The organism is Enterococcus sp. DIV0213h, assembly GCF_051711285.1.
Taxonomy (GTDB): Bacteria; Bacillota; Bacilli; order Lactobacillales; family Enterococcaceae; genus Enterococcus_D; species Enterococcus_D casseliflavus.
This window is the reverse complement of sequence record NZ_JBIOMH010000001.1, coordinates 3,486,202-3,508,493: the sequence shown is the minus strand read 5'-3', so window position 1 is coordinate 3,508,493 and position 22,292 is coordinate 3,486,202. Positions and strand designations below refer to the sequence as shown.

Here is a 22,292-nt window from a genome sequence, read left to right as displayed (position 1 = left end):
TTTTAACTAGGTACCTATCTAAATAGTGAAGAGGCGAAAGGAGCTGAAGGTCGATGGTTTCCGAACAAGAAATCGTGGAACGATTGTTTGAAGTGTATAAATTAAATCGGCGGTATGCGGAACAAAAATATGGGCGTTTTATGCCAGGTCGGGGACAGTTCAATTGCCTACTGGTATTGGACGAAAAAGGGACGTTGACCCAAAAAGATCTCGCCGCGTATTTAGCGATCCGTTCGACATCCACTGGCGAACTACTAAAGAAACTGGCTGAAAAAGGGCTGATCCAAAAAGAAGTCGATCCGAAAGATAAACGCAGCCATCTGATTTCGCTGACGGAAGCAGGCAAGGAAGAGGCACAGCGAATGAAAGAAAAACGCAGCAAGGCGCACCAAGAAATGCTGACCTATTTGACGGCAGAAGAAAAACAAGCCTTTGGTCAAGCCTTAGCAAAAATCGAACAGTTTTATCTTGAGAAGGAGGCGGACGTTGATTGAGTGAAACAGTCCAACGAACGGAACGTCAGCGGACACTGATTTTTATTAATTTAATGATTACATGTATTGCCGTATCCATGTTGGCGACCGCCTTGACGACGGCTTTACCCGCCATCGTCACTGACCTGCAGATTTCCGTCACTACGGGACAATGGCTGACTAGCGGTTATTCCTTGGCGATGGCGATCGTTATGCCCTTGACGGCATATCTTATGAATCGTGTGCCAACCAAAAAGCTGTATCTCGCTGCCTTAGGAATTGCGTTGGTGGGCTTGCTGCTTTGTGCTGCAGCGCCCAATTTTCTAGTCATGATGCTTGCTCGTATTTTGCAGGCCGTAGGCAATGGAATCTTGACCGCAATGGCGCAAGTGATCCTCTTATCGATCTATCCGATCAATCGTATTGGTGTCGTGATGGGCTGGTATGGACTATCGATCACCGCGGCACCCGTGATCGCACCGACTCTTGCTGGGGTGATCGTGGACCGCTTGAACTGGCATGCGATTTTTTATATCGTTGCCGTGATTGTTTTGATTTCACTGATTTGGGCCATAAAGGTTTTTGATGATGTGTTGCCAGTAAGCAACAGCAAATTTGATCAGACCTCTTTTGTTTTGAGTGCCTTCGCCTTTGGTGGGATTACTTTAGGCTTTGGCAATATCGGCAGCTATGGCTTTTTCAGCTTACCCGTTTTAGGAACCTTAGGGCTCGGTTTGGTAGCAGGGATCTTCTTTGTCTTCCGTCAGTTAAGAGCGGAAACTCCATTTTTGGATCTGCGGGTCTTAAAAACAAAAGAGTATGCCATCAGTGTCTTTGGCAGTATCATGCTTTACTTGGTCTTGATGGGTTCGGCGATGCTGATGCCGCTATACGTGCAGTCGATTTTAGGCAAATCAGCGACGATCTCGGGATTAGTCGTTTTGCCAGGCTCTCTGGTCTCGGCTTTCTTAAGTCCCGTGGCTGGGCGAATCTATGACAAAGTCGGCATCCGTCTGTTGACGCTTTTTGGCGGCGGTTCACTGGTCTTGAGCAACATCGGCATGTATTTTATCCATATGCACACGGGTATTTGGGTAGCAGTGGTTTTGAACATGCTGCGCTGTGCCGCCACAGGTTGTTTGTTGATGCCCTTCGTGACATGGGGAAATAAAAATATTCCGCCGCAGCTGACGGCGCATGGAACAGCGTTATTGACTTCTTTGCGAACGGTGGCAGGCGCCATCGGGACAGCATTATTTGTCGGGATCATGAATAGTGTGGCGCAAAAAAGCACGACCTTAACAGGAACAAGTGCACTGCTTCATGGGATGAATGTTTCTTTCTTATTGATGACGATCGCTTCTGGACTGCTGTTTGCAACGGGGCTATTCTTGATTCGTGATCAGAAGCCAGAAGCCGTTTGGCTAGAAGGGGCAGAAGAACCACTGGAATAAAGTGGGGCACCTTTCTTTGAAGGGTGCTTTTCTTGATTTATTTCATGAAACTCTATGAAAAACCAAAAAATTCGATATAATAAGATAACTTATGGTTTAGGAGGAGTATTTTTTTTCATTAAAGACTTGTTTTAATGGAAAAAAATCAGGGAGAAAATGAAGAATAAAGGCGTTTATTTTGGGTTGTCTGCCTATGTCTTGTGGGGCTTGGTCACACTATATTGGAAAATAATCGTTGGGGTTTCGCCATTAGCAACGATGTGCTACCGAATCGTGTGGTCCTTTGTTTTTATGGTGTTGTTTATCGTGCTTTCTGGGAAGAAAACGCAATTTTTACAAGAAGCGCGTCTACTATGGAAGAACAAAGCATTTGCTGGACTGATCGTTTTAGCTTCTGTGCTGATCTCCATCAACTGGTTCACCTTTATCTTCGCGGTGAGTGCGGGCCACGTGATGCAAGCCAGCTTAGGCTATTATATCAATCCGCTTGTCAATGTCTTGTTAGCGACCGTTTTTTTGAAGGAACGTCTTAGTCGTACTGGCATGCTGGCGTGTCTGCTGGCAAGTATCGGGGTGATCTTATTATCGATCCAAACAGGAACGATTCCTTATGCCTCACTGATCATGGCCTTTTCCTTTAGTACGTATGGCTTGATCAAAAAAAGAATCCCCATTAGTTCGGTTACTGGGTTAACGATCGAAACGATGGTGATTTTCCCCTTTGCCCTCGTGTATATTTTAGGATTTTCAACCGTCGGCTTTATGAATTATCCCTGGCAAACCAATCTCTTATTGGTGGGTGCTGGGATCGTGACGGCTATTCCGCTGCTGCTGTTTGCGGAAGCTGCGAAAAATGTTTCTTACATTACGCTTGGGTTTATTCAATACGTCAACCCGACGATCATGCTTTTGTTAGCCATCTTTTTGTTTCACGAAACCTATTCACTGGCCCAATTTTCCGCCTTTGCGTTTATTTGGCTGGGGATCGCGGTCTTCACCTATGGTACGTTAGGAACGGCGATGAAAGAGCGGCGCATGGGACAGCAAAGAAAGCAACTTTGATACATCAGGAATGGCTGCAGCTGGGCCGTTCCTTTTTTTATTAAAAAACAAAGCATTTTAGGTAGTGAAGGATGTTGCAAGGAGAACGCTTCAATGGTATAACAAAGGAAAAACCCGTTGTAGAAATTCTGCTTGAAAAGGGTTGCATCTGCCACAGGGGTGTGTTATTATTCTTTCAGTTACAAGGATTGTTACTGTTCGGCAGGCAAAACCAGAATTGACCGCAGCGCGCTAACGGGGAGATTCTAGGTTTTTTTATTTTGGAGTGAGGGAAAGCGATGATTATTGGAAAAATTTTAAATAATAATGTCGTCATCTCGACCAATGATGCCGGTCAGGAAGTGATCTATATGGGTCGCGGCATTGCGTTTAAGAAAAAAGTCGGCGATCCAGTGGATGAAGCCTTTGTCGAAAAAGAATTTGTGTTAAAGGATACCTTTACTGCAAATCAGTTTCAGCAATTGTTTTCAGACATTCCTGTGGAAGAAGTCGAAGCCGTCAAGCAAGTGGTGGATGATGCAGAAGCATCCTTGGGGATCGAGCTGTCGCCAAATATTTATTTGACCCTGACCGACCATATCCATTATGCGCTGGTTCGGGCACGTGAAGGCATTGAGCTGCCGAATCCATTGTTGTTTGAGACCCGCAAGTTTTATCCGAAAGAGTATGCGGTTGCAGCAGATGCCGTTGCTTATTTTGAAAAAGTCTTCGGGATTACATTGCCAGAATCGGAGATCGGCTTTATCGCCTTTCATATTGTCAATAGCGAACAAGCCAATGGCACGATGGAAACCACGATGCAAGCGGTAGAAATCGTACGTGACGTACTGGCGATCATCAGTCGCTTTTATGGACGAGTCTTTAACCCAGATTCCTTGAATTATCAACGGATCACCACGCATTTGCAGTATTTTGCGCAGCGTTATTTAAGCGATGAACTTTCGGGGGAAAAAGATGAATTTTTATTTGCCCTTGTGCAATCGAAGTACCCTAAAGCGTTTCAAACGGTCCAACGGATCAACGAGTACTTGATCAAAACCTACGACAAATCGATCGGTGAATCAGAAATGATCTACTTAACGATCCACATCGAACGTGTCGTCAATGATCAAACCAATTAACATTCAATCATTAACGGATTGTTACTGTCAGGCAGGCAATACCCAGATTGAAAAGACAACAGTCAGCGAGGAAAAAACTCGTTAGACGGTCGTTTTTTCAATCTGGGTTTTTTTATTAAAAAAAGGAGTGTTGAAAAAATGAGTTCAAATAAAGAGATTGCCGTTCGCGTCCTTGATGCGGTGGGCGGCAAAGAAAATGTCAACAGCGTGGTGCATTGTGCGACCCGCTTGCGTTTCAAATTAAAAGATGAGCACAAAGCGGATACGGCACGCTTGAATCAAGACGACGATGTGATCCAAGTCGTTCAAAGCGGCGGACAATACCAAGTGGTGATCGGCAGTCATGTCAGTGACGTTTACCGTGAATTGAATGGAGTAGCGAACTTTGATGGCGAAGCAGACAGCAAAGGCGACAAAGGCAATTTGTTGAATCAACTGGTGGATATTATTTCGTCGATCTTTACGCCATTTTTAGGCGCAATGGCAGGTGCCGGGGTCTTAAAAGGATTCTTGACGCTGGCAGTCACCTTGAATTGGTTAGCGGCTGATTCTGGGGTCTACACCGTATTGTATGCGATTGCCGATGGGTTATTTACCTATTTACCAGTGATGTTGGCTTTTACTGCAGCGAAGAAGTTTCGTACCAATGAATTTCTAGCGGTTTCCTTAGCGATGGCGTTGGTTCATCCAGACATCACCGCTTTAGCTGGGCAAACGTTGAGTTTCTTAGGCCTTCCGGTCATTATTGGTGCGAGTGCTTATACGTCTTCCGTCATTCCGATTATATTAGCGGTCTTTTTACAAAGCTATGTGGAGCGTTTCTTTAAAAAAGTCATTCCTAGCTTCTTACAGATCATCTGTGTGCCTTTAGCGGTCTTCTTGATCATGGCGCCATTGACCTTTATTGTCGTCGGTCCACTAGGAACGATTTTAGGAAACTTGTTAGGTAGTGCCTATGACAGCATTTACCACTTCAGCCCACTGATCGCTGGCGCTGTCATGGGTGGTTTATGGCAAGTCTTTGTGATGTTTGGCATGCACTGGGGCTTTGTACCGATCATCATGTTGAATCTCAGCCAAACTGGTGTCGATACCATGGTACCAATGCTATTGCCAGCTGTCCTTTCTCAAGGGGGTGCAGCGCTAGCAGTGTTCTTTATGACAAAAAATGTGAAATTGAAAGGCTTGGCCCTTTCTTCAACAATCACCTCAATTTTTGGGATCACAGAACCGACGGTGTATGGGGTGACTTTGCCATTGAAAAAACCATTTATCGCCGCGTGTATCAGTGGTGCCCTCGGTGGTGCCTTCATTGGCTTCAGCCAAGTCGAAAACTATACCTTTGGGTTAGTCAGCTTACTAAGTCTGCCGTCCTTTATCCCACAAGATACGAAAGATTTAAGTGGTCTGATCGCAGCTTCGATCGGCACGGCTATCGCTTTTGGCGCAGCGTTTGTCTTGACCTTCTTCTTACGTTTTGAAGATCAGCCAGCAACTGATGCCAGTGTAGCACCAGCAAAAGAGCCAGCAGCACCCACAGAGAGTTCGTCTAAAGAACGAGTGATCCTCAGCAGTCCGTTAGAAGGCAAAGTGGTTCCCTTAGCAGAAGTCAAAGACCAAGTCTTTTCTTCTGGTGCATTAGGAAAAGGTATCGCTATCGAACCAACTGTCGGGGCTTTATATGCGCCAGCAGATGGCACCATCACGACGCTCTTTCCTACCGGCCATGCCGTTGGTTTGACCACCACGGATGGAGCCGAAGTTCTGATGCATATTGGTATGGATACTGTGGAACTAGATGGCAAAGGCTTTAAGGTCTTTGTTAAACAAGACGATCAAGTCAAACGTGGCGATTTGTTAGTGAAGTTTGATCTAGATACGATCAAAGCAGCTGGCTTATCTACGATCACACCGATCGTTGTGACGAACACCCCGCAATATTTAGATGTGATGGATATGAACCAAACCGATGTCTTGCAAGGAGAAGACTTCTTAGCCATCGTAAAATAAGCAAAAGAAACCCGATCCTCGACTGAATATCAGCAAGGACCGGGTTTTTTGTAAGAAAATAAGGCGCAGTTGCCCTTCTCGCTTGCCTTATTTGGTGGCAAACGCTTGTCACAGCGCGAGTTAAGGGCAAGACCAACATCAGGAACGCCTACTCAGGGAAAACCCGAACATTCTTGGGGACTGTTCCTTACACATGGCTTAAATTTTCGGCAAGCGACTCTAAAGCGGGGAAATCGAGAATTGCATAGCCCTGTTTTTGTTTTTCGATCAGCTTGTCTTCCCGAAAGCTGGTAAAGGTTCGCAGCAGGTGGCGATAGCTGACATTCAAGATTGCGGCACAGGTGGTCAACTGAAAGGAAAAGTGTTGATTTTCTTGATGCGCAAGAATAAATTTGGCCAACCGTGTCTCTACAGGTTCCGTCAATGAATTCGCTAAGTTGATCCCCGAATTCAAGCGGGAACTGAGCAACTGACAGATGGTTTGCAAAAAGCGGACGTCTTGTTGCAAGGTGTTGCGGTAGCGATTCAAAGGGATGCAGACACAGACGCAAGCAGAAGCGGCTTTGACACTGCTTTTCGGCAAGAGTTCCCATAAAGAGGAAGCTTCTCCTAATGGTGCAGCTGGCTTGGCGTAATCAATACAAATCGTTTGGGTATCCGAAGAGAAGGAATAGACCATTACGGTTCCTTCTACGAGAAAATACAAGTATTCAGAAGGCGTACCCGTTCGAATCAGGTGCTCTTCTTTTTCAAAGGAATGCAAAGTGGCCATCGCTAACAAATCATTGTCCATATAAGATTGCAGATCGTATGTGTCAATGTAATTACTGAGGCGTACGGTATCATCGATTTTTTTCATGGAAATCAGCCACTCCTGAATGGTTTTCTTTAAGTATAGCTTAGTTCCCCTTTTGACTCAACACGAACGATAAATAAAATCTAATGTAAATTGTATGTAAAAATAAGGTAAAATAGGACATGTGTCACTTCATTTTGACGGGATACTTGGTATGATTTGAATGTAAGAAAGCTTCAAACCATTAGGAGGAGAAAAAATGCCATTGAAACGAATTGTTAAAGGAATGTTAGGAATTGCGTTAGTTGCCGCATTGACCGGCTGTGGGAATGGGAGCAGCAGCAGCGACAGCAGTGCCGCAGCCGAAAAAGAAAAGCTGGTGGTACAATTCGTACCGACCAATAATGACGGCTCGATGCAAGCCAAAGCAAAACCGTTTGCTGAGTATTTATCAAAAAAATTAGACCGTGAAGTAGAAGTAACGTTAGCAACGGATTATTCGACGATCGTAGAAGCGATGGCTTCTGGACAAGTTGATTTAGGGATCATGCCGCCAGCCGCTTATGTTCAAGCCAAAGACATGGATGCAGCTGAAGCGATTTTGACTTCTCAATTAGGTGCTTATGATCCAGAGACGGGCTTGCCATTAGAAGGGGAAAAAACCAATACCTTCAAAGGGGAAATCTTGGTCCGTGCGGATAGCGACATGACAGAATTGACGGACTTAAAAGGGAAAAAAATCGCCACATTGAGTCCAAACTCTGCCAGCGGCTATATTTACCCAGTTGCCGAGTTGAAAGATGCAGGCGTTGATCCAACGACGGATGCTACATTAACGACGGTGAATGATATTCCAAGTGAAATCACTGCAGTCTTGAATGGTCAGATGGATGCCGCCTTTGTGTTTCAAGGGGCACGAAATGTCTTTGCGTCAAGCTTCCCAGACAACGACTTATTCAAAGACCTAAAAGTCCTTTACTTGACTGAAGGGGATATTCCAAATGACGCCATTGCCGTCCAACCGTCAATGGATGCTGAACTAAAAGAGCAGATCAAAGAAGTGTTCTTGAACATGGCAGATGATGAAGAGGGTGCCGAAGCAATGAGCTTGTGGGGACACCAAGGGTATGAAGAAGCAGCAGATTCTGCTTACGATACCATTCGCGATTATACACAACGAGCAGCAGAGTAAAAAATCAGGGATTGCGGTAGAAGGATAACGGGACACGGAGATGTGCAGCGATTTACTAGGGGAATAGGTGGAATACGCAGTACCAGTGCATTTTTTAGTGAAATAGACCGTGACCGATTGGGGAAACTTTGCCGCGGTCCCTACATAATGGAGAAAACAGATGATAACTTTTGAGAATGTATCCAAAGTCTACCCAAATGGGGTCAAAGGATTACAGAACATAGATGTGACGATTGAGCAAGGTGAATTTGTGGCCATCATTGGCTTGAGCGGTGCTGGTAAGAGTACCTTTTTACGCTCAATCAATCGCTTAGTGCCAATCACAGAAGGAGATATCCGGATAGACGGCAAATCAGTCACGAAAGCCAATAAAAAGGAATTGCGCTTGATTCGTCGACAAATCGGATTGATCTCGCAAAGCTTCAATTTGGTCAAACGCAGTACCGTTCAAAAAAATGTTTTGTCTGGGCGTTTGGGGTATTACGGGACCTGGAAAAGTATTTTAGGGTTGTTTACGAAAGAAGACTACGAAAGAACGAAAGAAGCGCTAGCGACGGTCGGCTTGTCAGACAAACTGCAAACGAGAAGTGACCAGTTGAGTGGGGGGCAACAGCAGCGGGTATCCATCGCCCGTGCCTTGGTCCAACAAGCGCCGGTGATTTTAGCAGATGAACCTGTGGCATCACTAGATCCCATCACGACAGAGAAAGTGATGGAGGATCTGAAGAAGATCAATCAAGAAATGGGCAAAACGATTGTCATCAATCTGCATTCGATTCCCTTGGCTCGTCAGTATGCGACAAGGATCATTGCCTTAAAAGCAGGTGCGATCGTTTTTGACGGCAACGCAGCCGCTTTGACAGATCAGCGTTTAGAACAAATCTATGGGAAAGCAATTTTTGAAGAAAAGGCAGGAGAAATCGATGAGACTGAAAGAAACAGTTCATTTTAATTGGTACAAGCACCTGCTGCTGGTTCTTTTATTGCTGCTCTTTTTTCAAAGTAGTGCCTGGATCACAGGGGCTGATTTTGCACAAGTGTGGTCGAATCGCAGCCAGATGACGGCTTTCATGGCTCGCTTTTTGCACCCAGACTTTAGTTATCTACCGCAACTGATGATGCCCTTGATCAAGACATTGCAGATGTCCTTTTTAGGCACCGTTTTAGGAGTAGTCGCAGCGATACCGGTGAGTCTGTTGGCGACAACAGTCGTGACAGAAAGCCGTTGGGTCTCGGTGCCAATGCGTTTTCTCTTAGGGCTGGTGCGGACGATCCCCAATCTATTGTTGGCGGCATTGTTCGTAGCGATTTTTGGGGTCGGTGAAGCCACTGGTGTTTTGACCATCGCGGTCTTTACCTTTGGTATGGTTTCACAGTTGATGTTCCAAGCGATCGAAACCATTGATTTTGCGCCGATCGAAGCAGCAGCGGCGGTAGGAGCGAATAAATTTCAAGTGACCGTTTGGGCGATCATTCCCCAAGTCATCAGCCAGTTTGCCAGCTATACTTTTTATGCCTTTGAAGTCAATGTTCGAGCTTCGACGGTGTTAGGGTATGTGGGTGCCGGCGGGATCGGGGTCATCTTGAACGCCTCATTGGCATTGTTGAATTATGAGCGGGTCTCGATCATTATCTTGACGATTTTGCTGACAGTAGCGATCGTTGATTTTCTCAGTGAGCGGGTAAGGAGGTCTTTCCTATGATGATCAGAGAAGTGAAGAAAACGACTTGGCTGTTATGGGGACTCTTTGCTGTTTTACTAGTTTTATCCGCTGCGACGCTGGATTATTCTGGATTAAGCACCTTTTCCTTAGCGATGGGAAGAGATGTCTTGCAAGGGCTGAGTCAGCCAGACTGGTCCTTCTTTTATGACGGCAGTGGGGAAGATCTGTGGAGCTTGTTGTTACTGACGATCGGGATCGCTTGTCTAGGAACGATGATCGCAACAGTCTGCGCGATTCCAGTGACCTTGCTGAGTGCCGCCAACCTATGGACCTCGACACCCTGGGTCGCAAAAATCGGCAAAATGATCTGCAATATCTTGCGGGCATTTCCCGAGCTGGTTTATGCGATTATTTTTGTCCGTGTGGTAGGTCCAGGACCTTTTGCTGGAGTTATGGCGATCGGTGTCCACCAGATCGGTATGCTGGGCAAGTTGTTTACCGAAGAAATGGAAGCCATGGATGAGCGCTTGACGGAAGAGATGCAAGCCGTCGGTGCCAATTTTTGGCAGACGATGTTTTTCGTGCGGGTCCCTTACTTAGCACCCATCTATAGTTCCTTTGCATTGAATCATTTTGAAATTGCGGTCCGCAGTGCGGCAACATTAGGGTTAGTCGGTGCTGGCGGGATCGGTGCACCATTGATTTTTGCTATTCAAACCAGAACCTGGAGCAAGGTAAGTATTATTTTGTTGGGCGTCGTTGTGACCGTCTTCTTATTAGACCAGTTGACTGGAATCATCAGAAAGAAATTGAGATAAACCTATGAATGTATTGCATATATCAGATATCCATTTTCGAGAAAGTTACCTGCCTTGTGAAGAAGGGTATCAAGGAATGCTGGCAGCCATGCAAAATCCTTTGATTCCTCTTGAAGAGTGTATCCAAGATGCCAAGGCGCGAGCAGCGATCGATTTGGTGGTGATCAGCGGCGATTTGACCGAAGATGGCGCGCCTGCCGATTATGCCTCTTTGAAGCAATATTTAGAAAAAGCCTTTGGCTCAGCGCCCATCGTAGTAACGCTAGGTAATCATGATATCAAACGGCATTTTCGCCAAGGCTGGCAAGGCAAGTCAGTAGAAACCGCCAGTGATACACCTTTTAATCAAGTCTATGAAACGGAGGCATTGGCGATCGTGACTTTCGATAATTCCTGCTATGGCTATGCCGACGGTATCGTAGATGAGCGACAGTTTGAATGGCTGCAAGCCACGCTGGCGCAGCTCAAAGAGAAAAAGATCGTTTTTGTGACGCACCATCATTTGTTGCCCGACCAAGCAAGCACGCCGGCATGGGCCGGTGCCAATCGTTTGGTGGCATTATTGCAGCAGTATCAAATCTCTTGTATTCTCAGTGGACATACCCATCATGCGTTTACGGGAACGATCGCAGGGATTCCTTACTATACTGTGGCAAGTATGTCGTTTGTCGGGGAAGATGAAGGCGATGGGATGGTCCGTTTTGAAGAACGCTATGGATACAATTTGTATCGTTTTGAGGAAGGTGCATTGGTTCATCAATCCTCAGAAAACTATCGACCGAACCGTGTATTGATGCGGGTCAACATGCAAGGATAAAAAACAGACGTTCCGTCAACGCTGCCTTTAGCAGCAGGAAAGGAACGTCTGTTTTTCTGTGAAAAAGGCTTAGCCTTGATTGCCAAAGGTTTTGACAACTTCAATCGTGCCGTCGATATGAAAAAACAAGGTATAATTTTCTTCGGTTTTGATACCGTCAAAACGTCGGGCATAATAGGTGACCGCGTCTTTGAAGGTTTGTGGGGGAACCCCTAAAAAATCAGCGCATGCCGCCAATGTTTTGCATCCTTCTTCAAAACAAGCGATGATATCATAGGGCGTGACCACGATCGCAGAACCAATGTCGCGGGCTTTGCGTTCTTGTTTGCGTTTTTCGTTGGTGTCTTGGGCGGTAATGTCGCCAGCACTGGTCAGATAATGACCGATTTCTTCACCGATGGTGCTCAAGAGGTCTTCTTGTGATTGGTCAGGGTTCAAGTAAATATGGTGATCGATGTACAATCCTTGCTGACCATCAGGCATATTTTTATCGAAAATAAAGTGCAAGTCTGGGTAGGCGGCCATCAGTTCTTCTACTTTATCCATTTCCATCATTCCTTTTGGGCGTGCCGCTGTTTTATAAATTCAATATAGCTGAGGATATCTTCCATCTGCTCATCGGTGACGTCATCATCAATATGGGCCGCAACGGTTTGAACTTTTGCAGAGGGCTGCGTAAAGCCTGCCGGGACTTGTCTGCCTAATAAAAAATCGGTGGATACTTGAAAAATCTCCGCGAGTTTGACGATGGTCTCGCCATCGGGTTCGTTACGATCATTTTCGAAATGAGAATACGCTGCGCGGGTGATTCCCAGCTGATCTGCGATCTGCTGTTGGGTTTGATTGGTTCGTAGTCTGAGTGTTCTTAGCCGTTCGCCAAGCATGAGTGATCGCCTCCTTTTTTGTAGTATAGCACGTTAGATATAATTTGTATCTATTTTTGTATTATTCGATATAAAAAATATCACATTAGTTGACGATACGAATCGTATCTTTTATACTGGAAACAGATGATATGAATCGTATCAAAAGAATGGGGGAGGATCATGGATACATCGATCGTAACAGTTGTCTTGCCGTCACTCATTACTGGTGTACTTACTTATTTGGCTACCCGAGTATCCAGCAAAGCGAATTTGGAACAAACGAATATCGAAAATGCCCAGAAGCTTTACCTAAAATATGAACAGATCAATCAAGAATTGACCCATAAAATCGATCAGTTAGAAGAAGAAGTCCAAAAGACCACTAAAACCTACCAAGAAGAAGTCTTAGTTTATCAAGGAAAGCTTGCTACTGCCCAAAGCGAACGGGATTTTTTGCGGGCAGAAAATCAGGTGCTGAAAGAATTGCAGCGAGTAAATCAAGTGCCTGACATGCGTGAAGAGAAGCAACATTCAGCCGTTGGCTAATAGAAAAAAACTGCTTATCCGTCAATAAGCAGTTTTTTCGATTAGTTGATCATTTGTTCATTGACATAGGCAGCATAAAGCGGGTGGTTGTTGATCAATTGTGCATGGGTACCTTGACCGGTAATGGTGCCTTTTTCTATAAAGTAGATTTGGTCGGCATCCACGATGGTCGATAAGCGATGAGCGATCACTAATGTCGTACGTCCTTCCATCAGATGATCCAACGCCCGCTGGACTTTTTCTTCTGACTGAGAATCTAGGCTGGCAGTCGCTTCATCCAGCATCAGCAGCTTGGGATCCCGCAAGAATGCTCGAGCGATGGCGATCCGTTGTTTTTGACCACCAGATAGTTTGACGCCGCGTTCACCGATTTGTGTTTCTAGTTTTTCGGGGAACTCTTGGACGAACTGATCGGCATAAGCCAATGCCAGTCCTTGCCACAATTCCTCCTCTGACAGCGTCCGGCCCAATCCGTATTGCAAGTTTTCCCGAATCGTACCAGCAAAGACCGCACTGTCTTGGGAAACATAGCCGATCTGTGCCCGCCAGTTTTGCAGATCAATGTCAGCTATCGGCTGATCTCCAATCAGCAAGCGCCCGCTGGTGGGCTCATAAAAGCGTTCCAGTAAAGCAAAAATCGTGGATTTTCCGCCGCCGCTTGGTCCTGCAAAAGCAATCACGGTGTTGGGTTTGGCTTCAAAAGAAATGTTTTGCAAAATCGGCCGTTTGGGATCGTAACTGAAATCGATTTGTTCTGCTCGTAAGACTGCGCCATCGATGGCGGCTTTGGGTGCTGCCTGGATCGGCTCCAGCGGCGTATCCAAAATTTCTTGGATCCGTTCCGTAGCACCCATCGCTTTTTGGACTTGTGAAAAGAACATCGCAAACGTCGTTACAGGCGCAATAATATTAAAGAGATACAGTAGAAAAGCGATCAATGCGCCGCTCGTCAAGGTGCCGGCTTGCACACGGATCGCGCCATAACCGAGGATTCCTACGAGTAAGCCCAGCATGGCCGTCGTCATGATTGGCTGCAAAATCGCACTGACTTTCGCATCCTTGACCCCGAGGGTAAAAATTACCCCAATGTTGCGCCGACCGTTTTCTTGTTCACTGGCTTCTCCGTTGCTGGCTTTGATCAAACGGATCTCTGAGAGCTTTTCGCTGGCATCCGCATTGAAATCGGCGGTCGCTGCTTGCAACTGGCGTCCCAGTTTTGACATGATCTTGCCGATTGGCCACATGATCAAGGTGATCAAAGGCACCGCACTGAACATGATCGCAGCCATCTTCCAGTCCATCAAAAACAAGATGATCATCGAACCGATCAATTGGATCAAGCCAGTGACAAAGCTGGGAAATTGCGAGGTGACTAGTTCTTTGATCACTGACGTATCATTGACGAGTCGCGAACTGCTTTCCCCCGACTTGTGGTCATCAAAATAGCTGACTGGCAAATGCAGCAGATGTTTCCAAAGACGTTCCCGCAACGTTTTCACAGCACTTTCTCCCACATAGCGCAAGAGAAAGCCGCCTAAAGTCCCTACGCCTAACTGCAGCACAAAGGCTAGGATCAAAACGACCAGCATGGAGGTGCTGAACGTGGGGGTGCCGCTGGCATCGACCAGTGTTTTCGTCAGCTGCGGCACGACCAAACTGGCGGCACTTGTGATCAGGCTAAAGAGCATCCCTAAAAGAAACAAGCCTTTCTTAGGATTGACACTGACGATCAGGTGGATAAAGTCTTTCATTTTAAATTTGTTTTTGTTCACTGTTGGTGTCGTTGTTTCCATTCGTTTTCCTCCGCAGCAAGCAAGATGGCTCACCGCTTTTTCTTTTTAATTAGGTGTTATTAGAAATCCTGCCAATCCTCCTCGGCTGCTTCGTCTTTAGAAGCGGAAGTCGGTCTTGCTTTGCGGTCTTGTCCAAACCCGTAGGCATCAAAAAAGTTGCCTTTTACCCATGTGTACCGTGGATCATTCGCCTCGCTATTATCAAACGGCCCAAACGGCTCAAATGGTCGATTGCCAACCATGCCGCGATGTCCAGGAAACGGCATTTGCCGCATGGCTTCCTTGATCTGTTTTTTCATTTTGCGTCGCTCATCAACGCCCATTTCTTGCCAAGTATCTTTCATTTGTTGCCTCATTTTTCGACGATCCTCATTCGACATTTCCTGCCAATTTCCGTCCCATTGCTTCATCATTTCTTCCCGAATCTCTTGCATGGCTTGCAAACGATCCATTGGGTCAATAAAGCGTTGTGCCTGCTGTTGGAAGTCCGTCTCCCACCCAGCGGCGATGTTTTCAAGCAGACGAGCAAATTCGGTTTGTTCCTCCTCTGAGAGCCCAGCAAAAAACGACTGACTGCTGGTGGCTTCTTTTTGTGCTAGTAATTTTTCCGCTTTTTTTCTTCCAGTTTCTGTCAGGTAGATTCGTTTGATCCGTTTGTCAGCAGCATCTTCTTTGCGATGAATATCGCCACTATTTTCCATTTTCTTCAATAGTTCCGCTAGAGAGCTTGGCCGTAGGTCTAAGACTTCTGCAAGATAACTTTGCACCAAGCCGTCTTCTAAATTTAAAACGGCCAGGACACGTTGCTGTCCCGAAAGGCGCTGGTTGTTTTGACTCATAAAGGCATTGCTGGCTTCGCTGATAAAACGAAGCTGTTTCATTAAGTGGTCGGTCATTGTACTCATGGTGTACACTCCTTTTGGTTTATCGTTCGGTACCTAACGATATCGATGAGTTGATTATAGTTCGGTACCGAACGAATGTCAATAAGAAGCAGCTGAGATTTTTTTCTAACAAAAAGTAAGCAGAATGATTGACTTACTAAAAGTAAGTTTGGTATGCTGAGTCCATCGTTAAAGAAACCACAACAAAAGGAGTACAAAAGAATGGTCTTTGGATTTGGGAAAAAAGAACAAATAATTGAAAAAGAAGTAATTAAAGAGGTGTATCGCACCCCTGAAAAGAAAAAAGCGCAAAAAATCGGGATCATCGTTGGCAGTACGAGAGAAGGCCGCGTGAGTCCGCAAGTAGCCAATTATGTTTTACAAACAGCACGCGCGCATAGCGACCGCTCGTTTGAAATTATTGATATCAAAGACTATGACTTGCCATTTATGGGGACAGGTGAAGTGAACCAAGCGTGGAACGAAAAAATCGCTGAGTTAGACGGCTACCTATTCATCGTACAAGAATACAATCATGGCATATCAGCTTCCTTGAAAAATGCGTTGGACAGCGCTCGAGAGGAATGGTTTAACAAAGCAGCAGCGATCGTCAGCTATGGTTCGGCAGGAGGGATTCGTGCCGCTGAGCAAGTTCGCTTGATTTTGGCGGAACAAAAAGTAGCCACGGTGCGCACCAATCCTGCCTTCAACTTATTTACTGATTTTGAAAACTTTGCCACCTTTACCCCTGGCGAGCATATGACTGCAGGAATGAACGACATGTTGACGGAATTATTGGACTGGGCAGACACATTTGCCAATCGTTAAAAAAACAAACGAAAACAATCTTAGGAGGAACCTATCATGAAATTTGGTATTATTTTAGGCAGTACAAGAGAAGGACGCGTAAGTCCGCAAGTCGGAGCATATATTCAAGAAATTGCTAATCAACGGTCAGAGCATCAGTTTGAGATCGTTGATGTAAAGGCATTTGATCTACCATTTATGGGAACGGCTGAGCCAAACCTGGCATGGAACAAAAAAATTTCTGAATTAGATGGCTATATCTTCATCGTGCAAGAATACAACCACGGTTTTGCAGCTTCCTTGAAAAATGCCGTAGATTCTGCTCGGGAAGAATGGTTTGATAAAGCAGCTGGGATCGTCAGCTACGGTTCTGGCGGTGGGATTCGGGCCGCTGAACAATTGCGCAACGTATTAGCTGAACAAAAAGTTGCCACCGTGCGGACCAACCCAGCCTTCAACTTATTTACTGATTTTGAAAGTTTCAGTACCTTCAAACCCGGTGCGCACATGGCTGCGGGTGTCAATGATATGCTAGATGAATTGTTGTTGTGGTCAAAAGCTTTTGCAACGATCCGCTGATCTGTTTTTAAGACACAATCATTTATAAGCGATCCTTTGCTGTTTCATCCCATGGATGGAACAGCTTTTTTGGCGTCTGCCAAGCAAGGGTTCGATTGGCAAGGGTGTTTCACTGAAAGAAAGACCAAAAATCGGGTATACTAGAAGAACAGAAGCTGCGTGCAACAGCAATCGATTTTTTTCCAAAAACCTGCACGCAGCCAGTAACAGAGGAGTGAACAAGAGCATGAATCTACTTTTTGCGATTGATGATCGATTCAGTGAACAATTAAAAACAACGTTATATTCAATCAAACGTCATACGACAGCAGCATCCTTTGATGTCTATGTCTTACAAGAAAAAGAATTGAGCCATGCTGCAGAGCTGGAGACTTTTTGTCAAAAGCTGGCGATGACCTATCATCCCATCATCATCGGTTCTGGCTCGATTTTTAAAACCGCGCCAGTTAGTGATCGCTACCCTGAGTCGATCTACTATCGATTATTGGCACAAAATTACTTGCCGCAGCAGGTGGAAAAAATCCTGTATCTGGATGCGGATATTTTGTGCATCAATGATTTACGCCCCTTGTATGAGCTGACGTTAGGGGATTTTCTGTATGCCGCCGCCAGCCATTCTAAGCTGACAGAAGTAACAACAGTCATCAATAAAGTCCGGTTACGCAATTATGAGTCGGAAGGCTACTATAATTCAGGTGTTTTGCTGATGAATGTGCACCAGCTGCGGCAAGAGGTCAAAGAAGCAGAGATCGCAGCGTTCATTGAGAAAAATCATTTGAACCTCTTTTTGCCAGATCAAGACATTTTGAATGGGTTGTACGGCGATCGGGTGCTGGCGATCCCTGATCAGCTCTACAACTATGACGTACGAAAAAACCGTACCTATGAAACGATCAGTTTAGGGGAATGGAGCTTGGATTGGGTCATTGAGCATACCGTTTTGTTACATTTTTGCGGCAAAGAGAAGCCATGGAAAAAAGGCTACCGCAGCCGCTACGGGGCGCTATACAAGTATGTGGAAAATGAACGACGGAAGTTTGAAGAGGGCAGATCAAGTCAAAGTGAAAAACACCAAAGATTATAGATGTAAAAAGTGATGGGCGTACTTGTTTCATCACTTTTTTGCGTCTCTTTTTTTCAGCATCGATAGTTTGCAGCGAAGAGTTCATAATTAGTCTGACTCTCGAAAATCGTCTTATTCGATCATCTCGTTTTCATTTGTCTGAGGAAAGCAGAAACTAGAAAAGGCGAAAAGATGATTTTTTCTTAACCGTTCATAGATACATGTGGTATAATTTTTGAAAAATGGTCATAAAAAGCATTTATAACCTTTTTTTATTTATTATTATGAACAATAAGGAGGAAGAAATGAAAAAGTTGGTTTTGGTATTGGTTGTAATGGTTAGCTTTTTAGGGCTAGCAGGGTGCGCTCAGAGCAATGTTGATATGATAGATTTTATTGATGTTGAATTTCAAGGATTAGATACACGAGGATTTGCTTCTTATTCAATCAACTATGATCGGTTACATACCTATTTATATGAAAATGACCTAGAAATTGAATTTGAGGACGATATGCACGTTTATGATAATGAGGAATTTGAAGATATACTTGAAATATCTTTTGATAATTCCTTGGATCTGTCAAACGGCGACACTGTCAAACTCTTGGTCTCTGTTGATTTGACTAAAGTGAAAAACCTGACAGGCGGAGAAAAAGAAGTGACGGTGGAAGGACTTGATGAACCGAAATGGCTGACAAGTGAGGAGGTTGAAAAACACCTCGTAGTCAACTTTAATGGGGTAAGCGGCCGCGGAGAAGCGCAAATCGACAACACGCTCCCTGATGAACTAGGTGGACTTCCTTTCCAATTAGTTGGAGATGGAGAATTTAAAAATGGCGATACTGCAAAAATCGAAGTATCCGCTGAATTGCAAGATCGGCTGGTTCAACATGGATACCTGTTAGAGGACAGTTTTGATCCAAGGTTTGAAGTAAAAGGACTTGCCGAAGTCGCTGAAAAGGCGGGAGATATTGCTAATTTAGAAGATATAAAGCGAATGATCGATGAAGAAACTACTCGCACGTATAAGGATTGGTGGGCTGATAAAGAAGTTGGAACTCGTTATGAGATCAAGGAAGAAAAATTGCTTTATCGCCAATTCACTAGAGAAGATAACGACAGTCAAAATTTATTTGGTTATCGTTCTATTACAAACAATGGTAATTTGATCAAGATTTTCAGTATAAAAGAGTACTCTGGAGGAACAGAAGGGAAACTTAAAAAAGAATACACTGCAATTATTGGTTTTTCAGATTTATATCTTGATGAAGAGAACCGAGTGAATGTCGCAGATTTGGTAACCATCAAAGACACGAAAGATTCCACCTATTCGTTAGAGTCAGTCATTCAATTATATGAGGGCTACGGCTATACGGAAGTTGAAGATTAGGAAGTCGAACTCGTTGTAGTTACGTGAAGCGGCCTTTTTGATCTACTTCCCATTCGCTCGTTCTTATGATGCAGGACTAGTCAAGCAAGAAGCCCAAGAAGGGGAGCAAGCAGCATAAATTGCAAGGAACAAGAAAGAAACGTCCACACGGGCGTTTCTTTTTTTAAGCGTTCTATTCTGCTTTTTTTCGATTCGATGGTACGATGAAATGAGAGCGTCATGAAAAAAAGAAGGAGTGGAGAACATGAAATTTTTGATTTGGCTGGTCTGTGTGATCGGCATCGAAGCAACAGGAATCATCTCGAGTTTGTTTGCAGGAGACATCGCTGGAACGTATGCGCAAATGGAAAAACCCTTTTTAGCCCCTCCTGGTGGGATCATTGGGATCGTTTGGACGATTTTGTATGCCTTTATGGGAACAGCGTTGTATCTGTTGATCGTAGCCAAAGTCAATCCAGCGCTTAAAAAGAATGCCTATATCTTCTTTGCGATCCAGCAAGTACTAAACTTCTTGTGGAGTATCGTTTTCTTTGGCTGGAATGCTTACTGGGCAGGAACGGTCATTATTGTCTTGTTAGTCCTATCAGTGATTATTTGTATGATCCTCTTTGCTCGCATCGACAAAAAAGCAATGTACTTGTTTATTCCTTATTTGATTTGGTGTCTGTACGCAGGCTACTTAACGATTGGCTTAACTTTATTGAATGCCTGATAGAAAAACCCTCTTCCAAGCGTCGTGTTGGAAGAGGGTTTTTTCTTTTAGATATAGTCTTCAGTCAATTCCATAAAGCTGGCAACATCTTTTAGGACCATGTCGATCCCTGCTTGCCAGAAGTCTGGTTTTGTTAAATCAACACCAAGGTGTTTTTGCGCCAGTTCTTCCGTCGTCATTGAAGCAGTATCTTGCAATAAAGCAATGTACTCTTCTTCAAAGCTAGACCCTTTTTCATTGGCATACGCATAGATCCCCATGCTAAAGAGGTAACCAAAGGTGTAAGGGAAGTTGTAAAATGGCACATCATCAATAAAGAAGTGCAATTTGGCTGCCCAGAAATGTGGATGATAAGTTGCTAACCCATCCGCATAGCTTTCTTTTTGCGCCGCTGTCATCATTTCCGTGATTTGCTCCGCTGAAACTAAGCCGTTTTGACGGGCTTGGTAAAAGCTATTTTCAAAAATAAAGCGTGCATGGATGTTCATGAACATCGCGATCGCATTTTGCATTTTGGCATCCAATAGATTGATTTTTTCTTCCTTCGTTGTCGCTTCTTTGAGGGTTGCATCAGCAACGATCAATTCAGCAAAGGTACTTGCTGTTTCGGCAACGTTCATGGCATAGTTGCGGTTTAATTCTGGTAGCTCCCAAAGAACGCTGCTGTGAAACGCGTGACCTAACTCATGGGCAAGCGTCGCTACTTCGTTGACTGAATTGCTGTAGGTCATGAAAATACGTGACTCTTTGGTTTCTGGCAAGCTGGTGCAATAGCCGCCAGGACGTTTGCCAGGACGATCTTCTGCTTCGATCCAGCTTTTTTCAAAAGCAACTTGGGCAAAGTCAGCCATTTTCGGACTGAACTTACGGAAGTTGGTCAAAATAAAGTCAGCTGCTTCATCAAAGGTGTAGGTTCTTTCTTCCATGTCACCAAGGATGATCGGCGCATCTTGATCTTGCCATTCCATTTTTTCTTTGCCGAAAAGCTGGGCTTTGCGGGTCAAGAAATCAACGATCGGCTGTTTGTTCTTTTGGATCGTGCCCCACATAGCATCCAATGTCGCTTTTTGCAGACGATTGTATTCTAATGGTTCCTTCAAGTAATCAGTGACCCCGTGAAGCTTGAAGGTAGAAAGGCGGAAGCCGTCTAAATGGTTCAAGGTATCTGCAAAGAGGTCTTCTTTTTCTGCCCAAGTCTTTTCCCAAGTGTCAAATAAACGTGCACGAACTTCTGGATCTGGATCACCCATCATTTTATTGAAGGCTTGACCAGCGGACAAGTTGATCGTCGTGCCGTCTTCTTGAAGGAAAGGAATTTCGATCGAGGCAACGATCGTATCGTAATGTTGGCTCCAAGCATTTAAGCCATCTAAATTTAACGTGTTGATGATGGTTTCTTCTGCTTCAGATAACAATTCTTTGCCGTCGCGACGAATCTCGCTTAGACGAAAAGCGATTGGTGCTAAGTTTTCCGCTGTAAGTAACGCAGTCCAATCATCCTCAGAAATTTCTGTCAATTTTTTCGAGAAAACGGTTTGTGCTGCTTGCAATGCTGGCAGTTTTGCGTAGAGGTCGCCTGTCAGGATTTTGGCTTTGCTGTCGTTGACATTCGCTGAAAGCAAGGCATTGATAAAGCTGCCACATTGTGAAAATCCCTGATTGATTGTGCCAGAAAGTTCGATTAATTCCTCTAATTTTGTCGCATTGTCTGTAGCGTTTGGTGCCCAAGCGTCAACTTTTTCACGGTAAGTTTTGATTTCTTCTTCCAGCTGGCTCATGCGTTCTTTTAATTGAACAGAATCACTGCCTCCTGGAAAAATTGTTTCTAGATCCCAATTGATTGAATAGGTCATTCCTATCAAACCCCTTTCTTTTCCTACGATCTTATTAAGTATAGCATAGCCACATTTAGTCGCAACCATCGGATTTTTTTAATCGAAAAAGGAAAGCTGTTGGTTGAAAAAGTTCTTTTCTTTCGTAAGCTTTGCCTGCATTGGTCGGGGACGTCAAAATCAAAGAAAAGAACAAAATCGATCATTTTTTCATTCTCATCAAATTCTTATTTAAAAATTGCTGAATAAATATTACATATAAAAAAATAACAACGAGTAAAAAAACGCTCGCAAGAAGATATTCACTCTTTATTGCATAATGACAAAATCTTTGCATAATGAAGGCGAAATACGTCGCTTGGTAAGCGCATACATTCTTGTACTATGTAGGCGTAATCAAAACAAAGGAGGA

At 44.5% G+C, this 22,292-nt stretch carries 22 protein-coding genes; 16 read left to right on the top strand and 6 right to left on the bottom strand.

Features of this window, described 5'->3' with window-relative positions; translation table 11 throughout:
* Nucleotides 1–53 precede the first annotated feature (53 nt).
* From IGI77_RS16475 to IGI77_RS16455, 5 genes are all read left to right on the top strand, one after another.
* Entirely contained in the window at nucleotides 54–494 is a 441-nt protein-coding gene (locus IGI77_RS16475; RefSeq protein ID WP_005230651.1) for a MarR family winged helix-turn-helix transcriptional regulator, read from the top strand.
* Entirely contained in the window at nucleotides 491–1,927 is a 1,437-nt protein-coding gene (locus tag IGI77_RS16470; RefSeq protein ID WP_236550388.1) for an MDR family MFS transporter, read from the top strand. The genes IGI77_RS16475 and IGI77_RS16470 overlap by 4 nt, the downstream gene beginning before the upstream one ends.
* A gap of 156 nt (nucleotides 1,928–2,083) precedes the next feature.
* The gene (gene rarD / locus IGI77_RS16465; RefSeq protein ID WP_081116434.1) at nucleotides 2,084–2,989 is read left to right on the top strand and encodes an EamA family transporter RarD; all 906 of its coding nucleotides are present in this window, start codon (nucleotides 2,084–2,086) and stop codon (nucleotides 2,987–2,989) included.
* A gap of 278 nt (nucleotides 2,990–3,267) precedes the next feature.
* Nucleotides 3,268–4,110 carry a BglG family transcription antiterminator LicT gene (gene licT / locus IGI77_RS16460; protein WP_016608476.1) on the top strand — a complete coding sequence of 281 codons (843 nt, stop codon included), beginning with the start codon at nucleotides 3,268–3,270 and terminating at the stop codon, nucleotides 4,108–4,110.
* A gap of 138 nt (nucleotides 4,111–4,248) precedes the next feature.
* Nucleotides 4,249–6,120, top strand: coding sequence for a beta-glucoside-specific PTS transporter subunit IIABC (locus IGI77_RS16455; protein ID WP_438770356.1), 1,872 nt, complete (start codon nucleotides 4,249–4,251; stop codon nucleotides 6,118–6,120).
* 187 nt (nucleotides 6,121–6,307) lie between these two features.
* Here the strand turns inward: IGI77_RS16455 and IGI77_RS16450 are convergent, their stop codons facing one another.
* Entirely contained in the window at nucleotides 6,308–6,979 is a 672-nt protein-coding gene (locus IGI77_RS16450) for a cyclic nucleotide-binding domain-containing protein (RefSeq protein WP_159161453.1), read from the bottom strand.
* Nucleotides 6,980–7,175: 196 nt separating this feature from the next.
* On the opposite strand from IGI77_RS16450, the gene IGI77_RS16445 reads away from it, so the two are divergent.
* From IGI77_RS16445 to IGI77_RS16425, 5 genes are all read left to right on the top strand, one after another.
* The gene (locus IGI77_RS16445; RefSeq protein ID WP_005230658.1) at nucleotides 7,176–8,108 is read left to right on the top strand and encodes a phosphate/phosphite/phosphonate ABC transporter substrate-binding protein; all 933 of its coding nucleotides are present in this window, start codon (nucleotides 7,176–7,178) and stop codon (nucleotides 8,106–8,108) included.
* A 160-nt stretch (nucleotides 8,109–8,268) separates the two neighbouring features.
* Entirely contained in the window at nucleotides 8,269–9,060 is a 792-nt protein-coding gene (gene phnC / locus IGI77_RS16440; RefSeq protein ID WP_010748970.1) for a phosphonate ABC transporter ATP-binding protein, read from the top strand.
* Entirely contained in the window at nucleotides 9,032–9,811 is a 780-nt protein-coding gene (phnE, locus tag IGI77_RS16435; protein WP_438770355.1) for a phosphonate ABC transporter, permease protein PhnE, read from the top strand. The genes phnC and phnE (IGI77_RS16435) overlap by 29 nt, the downstream gene beginning before the upstream one ends.
* Nucleotides 9,808–10,590 carry a phosphonate ABC transporter, permease protein PhnE gene (phnE, locus tag IGI77_RS16430; RefSeq protein WP_010748972.1) on the top strand — a complete coding sequence of 261 codons (783 nt, stop codon included), beginning with the start codon at nucleotides 9,808–9,810 and terminating at the stop codon, nucleotides 10,588–10,590. Before phnE (IGI77_RS16435) ends, phnE (IGI77_RS16430) begins: the two co-directional genes overlap by 4 nt.
* 4 nt (nucleotides 10,591–10,594) lie before the next feature.
* Nucleotides 10,595–11,407 carry a metallophosphoesterase family protein gene (locus tag IGI77_RS16425; RefSeq protein ID WP_438770354.1) on the top strand — a complete coding sequence of 271 codons (813 nt, stop codon included), beginning with the start codon at nucleotides 10,595–10,597 and terminating at the stop codon, nucleotides 11,405–11,407.
* Between the two features lie 69 nt (nucleotides 11,408–11,476).
* Here IGI77_RS16425 and IGI77_RS16420 read toward each other — a convergent pair whose 3' ends face one another.
* Together IGI77_RS16420 and IGI77_RS16415 are read right to left on the bottom strand one after the other, a co-directional pair.
* A complete protein-coding gene (locus IGI77_RS16420; RefSeq protein ID WP_034858679.1) occupies nucleotides 11,477–11,953 on the bottom strand; it encodes an ImmA/IrrE family metallo-endopeptidase in 477 nt (158 codons plus the stop codon).
* Nucleotides 11,954–11,958: 5 nt separating this feature from the next.
* A complete protein-coding gene (locus IGI77_RS16415; RefSeq protein WP_015510522.1) occupies nucleotides 11,959–12,291 on the bottom strand; it encodes a helix-turn-helix domain-containing protein in 333 nt (110 codons plus the stop codon).
* Nucleotides 12,292–12,453: 162 nt separating this feature from the next.
* Between IGI77_RS16415 and IGI77_RS16410 the strand changes: the two genes are divergently transcribed.
* A complete protein-coding gene (locus IGI77_RS16410; protein ID WP_438770353.1) occupies nucleotides 12,454–12,819 on the top strand; it encodes a hypothetical protein in 366 nt (121 codons plus the stop codon).
* Nucleotides 12,820–12,860: 41 nt separating this feature from the next.
* On the opposite strand, the gene IGI77_RS16405 is transcribed toward IGI77_RS16410, so the two are convergent.
* Both IGI77_RS16405 and IGI77_RS16400 read right to left on the bottom strand, forming a co-directional pair.
* A complete protein-coding gene (locus IGI77_RS16405) occupies nucleotides 12,861–14,612 on the bottom strand; it encodes an ABC transporter ATP-binding protein (RefSeq protein ID WP_438770352.1) in 1,752 nt (583 codons plus the stop codon).
* 59 nt (nucleotides 14,613–14,671) lie between these two features.
* Nucleotides 14,672–15,517 carry a MarR family transcriptional regulator gene (locus IGI77_RS16400; protein WP_225001155.1) on the bottom strand — a complete coding sequence of 282 codons (846 nt, stop codon included), beginning with the start codon at nucleotides 15,515–15,517 and terminating at the stop codon, nucleotides 14,672–14,674.
* Between the two features lie 201 nt (nucleotides 15,518–15,718).
* Here IGI77_RS16400 and IGI77_RS16395 point away from each other — a divergent pair, with 201 nt between their 5' ends.
* The 5 genes from IGI77_RS16395 (at nucleotide 15,719) to IGI77_RS16375 (ending at nucleotide 20,048) form a co-directional block, all read left to right on the top strand.
* Nucleotides 15,719–16,324, top strand: a complete 606-nt coding sequence (locus tag IGI77_RS16395) for an NADPH-dependent FMN reductase (protein ID WP_010748988.1) — start codon at nucleotides 15,719–15,721, stop codon at nucleotides 16,322–16,324.
* 36 nt (nucleotides 16,325–16,360) lie between these two features.
* The gene (locus IGI77_RS16390) at nucleotides 16,361–16,882 is read left to right on the top strand and encodes an NADPH-dependent FMN reductase (protein ID WP_010748987.1); all 522 of its coding nucleotides are present in this window, start codon (nucleotides 16,361–16,363) and stop codon (nucleotides 16,880–16,882) included.
* 226 nt (nucleotides 16,883–17,108) lie between these two features.
* Nucleotides 17,109–17,966, top strand: coding sequence for a glycosyltransferase family 8 protein (locus tag IGI77_RS16385; protein WP_413129602.1), 858 nt, complete (start codon nucleotides 17,109–17,111; stop codon nucleotides 17,964–17,966).
* Between the two features lie 284 nt (nucleotides 17,967–18,250).
* Entirely contained in the window at nucleotides 18,251–19,336 is a 1,086-nt protein-coding gene (locus IGI77_RS16380) for a hypothetical protein (protein ID WP_438770351.1), read from the top strand.
* 244 nt (nucleotides 19,337–19,580) lie between these two features.
* Nucleotides 19,581–20,048: a TspO/MBR family protein gene (locus IGI77_RS16375; RefSeq protein ID WP_010748985.1), complete on the top strand. Its 468-nt coding sequence runs from the start codon at nucleotides 19,581–19,583 to the stop codon at nucleotides 20,046–20,048.
* 47 nt (nucleotides 20,049–20,095) lie between these two features.
* Here IGI77_RS16375 and IGI77_RS16370 read toward each other — a convergent pair whose 3' ends face one another.
* On the bottom strand, nucleotides 20,096–21,901 hold the full coding sequence (locus tag IGI77_RS16370) for a M3 family oligoendopeptidase (RefSeq protein ID WP_010748984.1): 1,806 nt from the start codon (nucleotides 21,899–21,901) through the stop codon (nucleotides 20,096–20,098).
* Nucleotides 21,902–22,292 lie beyond the last annotated feature (391 nt).

Bases quoted from the DNA above. Each gene is read 5' to 3' on its own strand.
- IGI77_RS16395 (WP_010748988.1), top strand. From the start codon at position 15,719: ATGGTCTTTGGATTTGGGAAAAAAGAACAAATAATTGAAAAAGAAGTA.
- IGI77_RS16445 (WP_005230658.1), top strand. From the start codon at position 7,176: ATGCCATTGAAACGAATTGTTAAAGGAATGTTAGGAATTGCGTTAGTT.
- IGI77_RS16380 (WP_438770351.1), top strand. From the start codon at position 18,251: ATGAAAAAGTTGGTTTTGGTATTGGTTGTAATGGTTAGCTTTTTAGGG.
- phnC (WP_010748970.1), top strand. From the start codon at position 8,269: ATGATAACTTTTGAGAATGTATCCAAAGTCTACCCAAATGGGGTCAAA.
- IGI77_RS16410 (WP_438770353.1), top strand. From the start codon at position 12,454: ATGGATACATCGATCGTAACAGTTGTCTTGCCGTCACTCATTACTGGT.
- IGI77_RS16400 (WP_225001155.1), bottom strand. From the start codon at position 15,517: ATGAGTACAATGACCGACCACTTAATGAAACAGCTTCGTTTTATCAGC.
- IGI77_RS16370 (WP_010748984.1), bottom strand. From the start codon at position 21,901: ATGACCTATTCAATCAATTGGGATCTAGAAACAATTTTTCCAGGAGGC.
- IGI77_RS16450 (WP_159161453.1), bottom strand. From the start codon at position 6,979: ATGAAAAAAATCGATGATACCGTACGCCTCAGTAATTACATTGACACA.
- IGI77_RS16415 (WP_015510522.1), bottom strand. From the start codon at position 12,291: ATGCTTGGCGAACGGCTAAGAACACTCAGACTACGAACCAATCAAACC.
- phnE (WP_010748972.1), top strand. From the start codon at position 9,808: ATGATGATCAGAGAAGTGAAGAAAACGACTTGGCTGTTATGGGGACTC.
- IGI77_RS16475 (WP_005230651.1), top strand. From the start codon at position 54: ATGGTTTCCGAACAAGAAATCGTGGAACGATTGTTTGAAGTGTATAAA.
- IGI77_RS16425 (WP_438770354.1), top strand. From the start codon at position 10,595: ATGAATGTATTGCATATATCAGATATCCATTTTCGAGAAAGTTACCTG.
- rarD (WP_081116434.1), top strand. From the start codon at position 2,084: ATGAAGAATAAAGGCGTTTATTTTGGGTTGTCTGCCTATGTCTTGTGG.
- IGI77_RS16385 (WP_413129602.1), top strand. From the start codon at position 17,109: ATGAATCTACTTTTTGCGATTGATGATCGATTCAGTGAACAATTAAAA.
- IGI77_RS16455 (WP_438770356.1), top strand. From the start codon at position 4,249: ATGAGTTCAAATAAAGAGATTGCCGTTCGCGTCCTTGATGCGGTGGGC.
- IGI77_RS16405 (WP_438770352.1), bottom strand. From the start codon at position 14,612: ATGGAAACAACGACACCAACAGTGAACAAAAACAAATTTAAAATGAAA.
- phnE (WP_438770355.1), top strand. From the start codon at position 9,032: ATGAGACTGAAAGAAACAGTTCATTTTAATTGGTACAAGCACCTGCTG.
- IGI77_RS16390 (WP_010748987.1), top strand. From the start codon at position 16,361: ATGAAATTTGGTATTATTTTAGGCAGTACAAGAGAAGGACGCGTAAGT.
- IGI77_RS16420 (WP_034858679.1), bottom strand. From the start codon at position 11,953: ATGGATAAAGTAGAAGAACTGATGGCCGCCTACCCAGACTTGCACTTT.
- IGI77_RS16375 (WP_010748985.1), top strand. From the start codon at position 19,581: ATGAAATTTTTGATTTGGCTGGTCTGTGTGATCGGCATCGAAGCAACA.
- licT (WP_016608476.1), top strand. From the start codon at position 3,268: ATGATTATTGGAAAAATTTTAAATAATAATGTCGTCATCTCGACCAAT.